Annotated in this window: 2 protein-coding genes; both read right to left on the bottom strand. The window is 64.1% G+C overall.

The annotated features are described in order from the left end of the window. Positions 1-126: 126 nt before the first annotated feature. Positions 127-3,681 (bottom strand): hypothetical protein, encoded by a 3,555-nt coding sequence (locus ACPZMI_RS15490; RefSeq protein WP_426352587.1) that lies wholly within the window; start codon positions 3,679-3,681, stop codon positions 127-129. Positions 3,682-3,846: 165 nt separating this feature from the next. Then, entirely contained in the window at positions 3,847-6,699 is a 2,853-nt protein-coding gene (locus ACPZMI_RS15485; RefSeq protein ID WP_426352586.1) for an ATP-binding protein, read from the bottom strand. Between the last annotated feature and the right edge of the window lie 786 nt (positions 6,700-7,485).

Here is a 7,485-nt window from a genome sequence, read left to right as displayed (position 1 = left end):
AACCCCCCTGTGTAGCCGGTGCCATGTGTTCACTGCTTTTGGAGGAGTGGGCTTGCCCGCGAACACCGGCATAGCCGGTGCCATGCATCGCGGTGTACTTTTCGCGGGCAAGCCCGCTCCTACAGGTCAGCCGTTGTCCACCGGCTTGTACGGCCCGCCGTAACCATCACCGACCATCGAGATGATGTTGCCGTTGTCGTCGATCCAGTCCGAGGGCTTGAGCGAGTACTTGTAGTCTTCCGAACGGCGGTTGTTGCCGTCGCCGATGTAGTCCGGGTGATCGACGCGATGGTCGCCACGGATGCTCGAGCGGGCATCCCATTCTTCCTTGCGGAAGTCGAAGATGCTGCGATCGCCCGGCGCGTCGCGCTGGCCCCAATCGGACAGGTAGGTCTGCAGCCACACATAAGCCTCGTCGCCCTTGGGCTTGAGCAGGCCGTCCTGCTTGAAGTCCTGGATCTGGTCCCAGTTTTGCAAAGAGATCTTGTGCAGCTTGTGCGACTTGACGTCGTTGAGAATCGCACCGACGAAGGAGAACACCCCGGAGAACAGGAAGCCCACCGGCCCCAGCAGGGGCACCAGGCGCCCGGTGATACCGAACACCCCGGCGACGCTGCCGGCTGCACCGAACAGGCTGCTGACGCCCCCTGCGACCGACAAGGAACCGGAGGCGATCTTGATAGGGTCCTTTTCACGCACACCGTCGCGGATGGTCAGGCCACCCATGACCACGCCGATTACCCCACCAACCACGTCGGCACCGGCGCCAATGACCTTGATCGCGCTGCCAGCGAAGCGCGCGATCTTGCCTGCACCGACCACACCGCCACGTTTTTCGATGCCGCTCTCAATGCCCTGGTGCAGCTTGTTCATCGTGGCTTCGTCGAACGGCTGGCCGTTGAGCGCCTTACCGACATCCTTACCGTCGGCCATGGCGTCGTCGATGATGTTGTAGTACTGGTTCTGCACATCCTGCACGCTGCGCGGGATCTCGGGCCCCGCAGTGCCAGGATTGCTCCAGATGGTCGGCACCGAGCGGTCCAGGCCCATCAGCTTGTAGGCGTTGGTGCCGAACGCCTTGTCGAAGGCCTTGGTTCCGAGGGTGGCAAAGTGTGAACCGGTGCTGAGGAAGCCTATGAAGTCGTTGGCGATGCCGGCCCGTTCGCGTGGGGTGTCGGCCAGCGTGCCGCCCTTGCCGGCCAGCTGGTAGATCGCCCGCCCCAGAGAGATCGCACCGCCCATCGAGCCGAGCACGCCATTGTCGCTGAGGAAGGACAAGGTCTTGACGAAAGCGCCGCGGTTTTCCGCGCTCAGGTTCGGCATCAGCTCGGTGCTGACCGCCTTGTTGATGTCGTCGAGGGTGATCTTGCCGTTGGCCTGCCAGGTGTCGCCCAGGTTGCTCATGACCTTGCCGAAATCGGTGGCCATGTCCTTGTCCTTGAGCAGCATTTCGACGAACTTCTCGTAGGTCGCCAGGGACCGGCGCGGGATCCCGTCGCCGCCGGCCTTGAGCGCCTGGAGCATGAGCAGGGTCTGGTCGGTGGTGGCCAGCGCGGTGTTGTCGTCGGAGATCTTGCTGGGGTCGGCGATCAGCTTGTCCAGTTCCATTGTGTAGCCGTCGATCTGCAGGTTCTGCAGGAACTGGTCGGCCTTGGCCGGATCGATGTCGGCGAGCCCTGCGTAGGCGCTGCGGATTTCACTGGTGGCAAGCTCGGTCTGGCCGTTGGCCTGCAGGTCGTTGATGTACTTGACGAAGTTCTCCGACGAGGTGCTGTCGAGCAGCTTCTGGCGGGTTTCGTCGACTTTCGCCGAGCCGCCTTCGACCTTGCCGAGGGCGGCGTCGTGCTTGCTCTTGAGGTCGGCGACGATGGTCGGATCGCCGAGCAGTTCGCCGAGCTGGGTGTCGATGGCCTTGGCATCGAAGATCTCGTCGCGCACATCGCGCGAGGTCACGTTGATCGGGTCGCTGGCACTGCCATGGTTGCCGAAGCCGTGCTCGGGGATGATCGACATGCCGTGGTCGGACATGCTCTTGGCTTCCAGCGCCCGGACCAGCTTGGCCCGTGGATCGTCCTTGGCGATGCTGCCGTCCTTGATCCCGGCGCGGTAGCCATCGACCAGGTCACGGATGGCCAGGTCGCGCACCGACAGCGGCTGGCCGTCGTCATCCTTCTCGGTGGTGGCGAGCTCGTCCACCGACACGTCCTTGAGCGGCGGCAGGCCGTGGTCGGCGCGCAGCTTGTCGACGTCGGTGACCTGTTCGGCGATGGTGCTGCGGTAGTCGGCGATCTGTTCGAACATCTGCGGATTGTCGAACTGCGACACGATGATCTTCTGCTCTTCGCCGCCGGGCTTGCGCTGGGTGAAGGCGATCAGGCCCGGGCCGTAGTCGCCGACGCCGCCGACGCTCATGATGTCCTCGGTCGAGGCCAGGTAGTCGTCCGGGCCAGCCTTGGTGTAGCCGTCGTCCTTGGCCTTTTCCAGGCCGGCGAGGGTCTGGCCCTTGGTGCTGTAGTCGAGGAAGGCTTCAGGGGAGACATCGCGCGACACCACCACCAGCTTGCCGTCGGCCTTGGTGACCACCAGGATGCCGTCGGTGGGCGCATCGACCTTGCTGATGTCGCTCATCCCCAGGGTGCCTTCGGCGCGGGCCTGCAGGTGCTGGTCGGGCAGCTTGTGGGCGTTCTTGATGTAGTCGAAGGCCGGAGTGCCCTTGGTCGTGTCCAGCGCGTGCAGGAAGTCGTACAGCTGGCTGCCGCGGTTCTCCGGGGCGGGCTGGTTGGCGGCGGCGGAGGGCACGCTGTCGAGCGAGTCGTAGCCGCGGTCGTGGGCCTTGGCGTCGTCGCGGCTGATGGCGTATTTGTGGCCGTCGTGCTCGAACAGGATGACGTGGGCATCCTTGTCTTCGGAGATCACCTTCAGCTTGTCCACGTCCAGGCCCGCCGGCAGGCCGGTGACCTGTTCGTAACCTGCAGCCTTGGCTTCATCCAGCACCTGGCGGGTCTTGCCGGCGCCGCTGTAGCTGGCGTAGGCCTCGGGGGTGATACCCTCGGCGATGATCACTTCGCGGCCATTGGTAAGCTTGACCTTGAGCACTCCCTTGGCGGCTTGCTCCACCGACTGGATGTTGTCCAGCAGGAAGCTGCTGTCGTCCTTGCGCAGCAGCGTCTGGTCGGGGCCTGCGAGGCCGGCGACGATCAGGTCGTGGGCCGGCGTACCTTGGGTCTCGGCGAGGGTGTCGAGCAGATTGTAGAGCTGGGTGCCGTGGTCCGGGCCACGGTCTTCGCGGGTTGGCACGGCGTGGCCGAAACGCAGGTTCTCGAACGTCTCGAAGCCGGGCTGGGCCTGCTGCGCGGCCTTCTCGCTGATCTGGTACTTGGTGCCGCCGTGTTCGAAGTAGATGACCCCGTTATCCTTGTCCTGGGCGACGATCTTCAGCTTGCCGATGTCGAGGGTTTCCGGCAGCTCGGTGATGTCCTTGTAGCTGTCGGCGTCGGCGGGCTTGTCATGCGATACGCCGGCATTGTCGTTGGCCGCCAGGACCTTGGGCTTGAAGGGTTTCTCCGCGCCCGGATCGCTGAGCAGCAGGCGGGCCTTGTCGAGGACGCTGTCGAAAAGGCCGGCGGTGTCGGAGGGGGAGGAGGGGCTGCTGCTGGAGGGGGCTTCGGGTCTGTTGATCATTGCACGGTCCGGGGCGAGGACGGCGGCAAGCGCAGCCCCGCAGCCTCAGACGATTTCGTTGCTGGGCGACCAGGTTGCGCGACCGACATCAAAGGTTCATGGAAGTCTGATCCTAGGCGACCTCGACCTTTGAAACGCACAACCTTGGCAAGTTACAACAAGGTTTCACGTGTGTGAAAACTGTGTGTTGACCAGGCGCTCCTGACGGCGTTGATCCCAGGCTTGGCTGGTGCGCCTGGGGGCTTCTTCCGGTTGGCTGGTCAACTGCGACAGGCTAGCGGTGATGCGTCCGGCCCAGAAGCGCGCGCCCTGTTCCTGGGCTTCGTGCATGGCTTCGTTGAGCAGCTCCAGGGCCTGCGCCTGGCGTTCGGGCGAGTCGGGCCTGGCCAGCAACTGGGCCTTGATGCGCAACAGTTCGGGGCGGAACCAGCGCTCCTGGCGGGCCGCGGTCACGGCCAGGGTCTGGTCGAGGATCTCGATGGCCAACTGCTCCAGGCCCAGTTGCGCCAGGCCCTGGGCATACTCGCTGCGCACCAGGTTGTACAGCGGGCTGTCGCCGATCGCGTGGAGCTGGTCGAGTGCTTCGCCCAGGCCGCGCACGCCGTCTTCGGCATTGCCCTGGCGGATCAGCAGGATGTGCTCGAAGCACCGAGCGAACAGGCGCCATACCGGCATCTCGTGGTGCCCCAGGCTGTCCTTGAGGCGGGCAAGAAACTCGCGGCTGCGCTTTTCGTGGCCAACCAGCAGGGTGATGGGGATCGCGCTCAGGCTCAGGGTGTACCAGAGGCTGGCCGGGTGGTGCTGGGTCAACGCCGCCTCGACGTTGGCCTCGATGGTCAGCAGGGCCTGACCGACCTGGCCTTGCAGCAACTGCACCTGGGCCTTGAGCGAGCGCGCGGCGATCCCCTGGTCGAAGTGGCTGTCGATGACGTGGGCGCGGGGCATCATCGGGAAACTCAGGGCTTCGCTGATCGCCTGGCGGGCGCCATCGAAGTCGGCCATCTGGAACAGCGGCGTTGCACGCATGCGTCGGCCGAGCATGCGCCGCTCAAGGATGCCGGTGCGTTCGCTGAGCTGGATGTACTGGTTGGCCAGGTCCAGCGCCTCGGCGTGCTGGTTGCTGCAGCAGTGGTCGTGCCAGAGGCCCCACAGGCCGCGCAGTTCATGCTCGGTGTCGCCCAGGGTACGGGCGTCTTCGATCACCTGCTGCCAGGCGTCGCGGATCGACTGCCCGGCACCGCGGGTCAGGGCCATGACGCTGGCCGAGAGGGTCAGCAGGAGCATGTGCTGGCGAGGTGTGATGGCCTCGAAACGCAGGCCGCGGTCGACCCAGGCGTGGCATTCGTCGACCCGTGACAGGCGCAGCCACAGCGGCACGCTCATCAGCGTGAGTTCGACGCCGAGGCAGGCGTCGCCCTGGTCGCTGAAACACCAGTTCAATGCGCTGCGTACGCTGTCGCTGCCGGGGCTGTGCAGGGCCAGCCAGCTGTCGCTGTCCAGGCGCTCCAGGTCTTGCACCGCGCGGCGTTGCTCCTGAAGGGTGTATTGCGCGTGGCGCTGGGCGATAGCGGCGGTCTCGTCATGCAGGGCCAGCTGCTGCGCTGCGTACAGGCGGGCGGTGTGGTGCAGGCGGTAGCGCTTGATCGGTTGCGCGCCGGCGGCCACCAGCAGTGACTTGTCCATCAGGCTTTCCACCAGCCAGGCGGTGTCCTGGAACGGGCCCGGCTGGACCTCGACCACCGCCTTGGCGGCGGCGAGGGTGAAGCTGCCAGTGAACACCGACAACTGCCGGAACATCGCCTGCTCCTGTGTGCACAGCAGGGCGTGGCTCCACTCCAGAGATGCTTGCAGGGTGCGGTGGCGGGGCAGGGCGGTACGCCGGCCGGCCATCTGCAGGCGGAAGTCGCCATCGAGCAGTTCGACCAGATAGGCCAGGCCAAAGGCGCGGACGTGGCTGGCGGCGATCTCGATGGCCAGCGGATTGCCGTCGAGGGTGCGGCACAGTGCGAGCGCCGCCGGCACGTCGGCATCGCCGAAGGCAAAGTCTGTGTCGTGCGCTGCGGCACGTTCGACGAACAACTGGACGGCGGGGCTGAGCAGGGCCTGGGCGGCGCACAGCACGTGATCGTTTGCGGGGCAGGGCAGCGGCGCGACCTCGTGGACGCATTCGCCTTCGGCGTGCAGGGCTTCGCGGCTGGTGACCAGGATATGGCAGCCCGGCGCCTGTTGCCGCAGGGCTTCGACCAGGGTCGCGGTGGCCTCGAGCACGTGGTCGCAGTTGTCCAGGATCAGCAGGTGGCGGGCTTCGTCGAGCAGGGAGGCGATCAGCGCCACGGCGTCTTGTGCGGTGCTATCGATGCCCAGGGCCGCCGCCACCATGTCGGCGACGCAGGCAGGCTGGTCAGCCTCGGTGAGGTCGACGAATGTGCGCCCCTCGCTGAGGTCTTCGGCCATGGCGTGGGCGAGCGTCAGTGCCAGGGTGGTCTTGCCGATACCGCCGGTGCCGGTGAGGGTGAGCAGGCGGCGGCTGCGCAGGGTTTCGGCCAGGCTCTGGCGAATGTCGTCGCGGCCGATGACGCTGCTGCCAAGGCTCGGGAGATCGTTGCCGGTCTTCGTTGCGAGCAGGGGTTGTGGCGCCATTTCACGGATGGTCACCGGGGCCACGAAGCGGTAGCCGCGGCCCGGTACGGTGACGATGTAGGTGAAGTCGCCTTCTTCGCCAAGCACTCGGCGCAGGGTGGTCATCTGCGCGCGCAGGTTGCATTCCTCGACGACGACCTTGGGCCAGACCAGCGCCAGCAGTTCGTTCTTCTCCAACAGCTCGCCGGTTCGGCTCGCCAGCGTGACCAGCAGTTGCAGCGCACGGCTGCCCAACTGCACCAGCTCCCCGTCCTTGAACAGCAGATGCTGTTGGGGGTAGAGCACGAAGGACCCAAAGCACAGGGCGTTTTCCGGATCGGGGGTATCCAGGGCGTCCAGGGCGACAATCTTTCCGGGCTTGGTCTTGGTCAGGGGCATGATTAAACCTTTATGAATGAGTTAGTTATTGGCGGTCTTGAAGGGCGCCTTTGTTGTTTCACATGTTCAGGATAAACAGCACGATCCGACGTAAAGGTCTGTCTTGGCGGCACGGGCGAACTTCGATAGCCAAGGGCCATTCGTTTGTCATTGTTCGTTCATGTTTCGCAAGGCACGTCGCGGAAGGACTCCGCAGCGGATCAAATTCTGGCAAGTACCGTGCCATGGATCCAATGATTATCAGGTAACGGGCGTCCTTGAACTTTCGCGAAACGATGCGCACTGCCGAGGTCGGTCGTGGTTTTATTCGGAATTCCGAATGTTTCATTCGTATGGCGTTCGGGTTGCCGAATGAGTGAGGTCGCGGGCGTGCTTTGCAGGACGACGACGGCGAATGGAGGCATTGTAAATCGCGGGCTGTACGGATCATGACGGTGTGTACTGACAAAAAGCCGAATAGCGCCTGGCGGTTCCCCGCCATACCTGGCAAAGGGGCGTTAAGTGTGTGCGCGATGCGCAGCCACGGCGCGATTCATTGTTGGGCGGGGATAAACTGACCCCCTATGGATACTATTTAGATCATCCTTTTGTGTTGTTTATTAGTTGGCGGTAATCCGCCATCGCGAAGTTTGTGAACACATTCGCAGTTGTCATCTTTGTCATGAAACAAATGGTGGGTTTGCGGTAGGGTTTGCGGTCGTCTTTCGCAAACAGTCATGTGCACGCAGTTTGTTATTGGCTGTTTTTATTGGGAAAGTTTGGAAGTTTCGAGTAATTGCTCGAAAA

The sequence above is a fragment of the Pseudomonas wayambapalatensis genome, assembly GCF_049942315.1.
In the GTDB taxonomy this organism is placed as follows: domain Bacteria; phylum Pseudomonadota; class Gammaproteobacteria; order Pseudomonadales; family Pseudomonadaceae; genus Aquipseudomonas; species Aquipseudomonas wayambapalatensis.
The sequence above is the reverse complement of the archived record's forward strand: the minus strand, read 5'-3'. Positions and strand labels throughout refer to the sequence as shown.

Excerpts from the sequence above, each read along its gene's own strand:
- ACPZMI_RS15485 (WP_426352586.1), bottom strand. The coding sequence starts at position 6,699 with ATGCCCCTGACCAAGACCAAGCCCGGAAAGATTGTCGCCCTGGACGCC.
- ACPZMI_RS15490 (WP_426352587.1), bottom strand. The coding sequence starts at position 3,681 with ATGATCAACAGACCCGAAGCCCCCTCCAGCAGCAGCCCCTCCTCCCCC.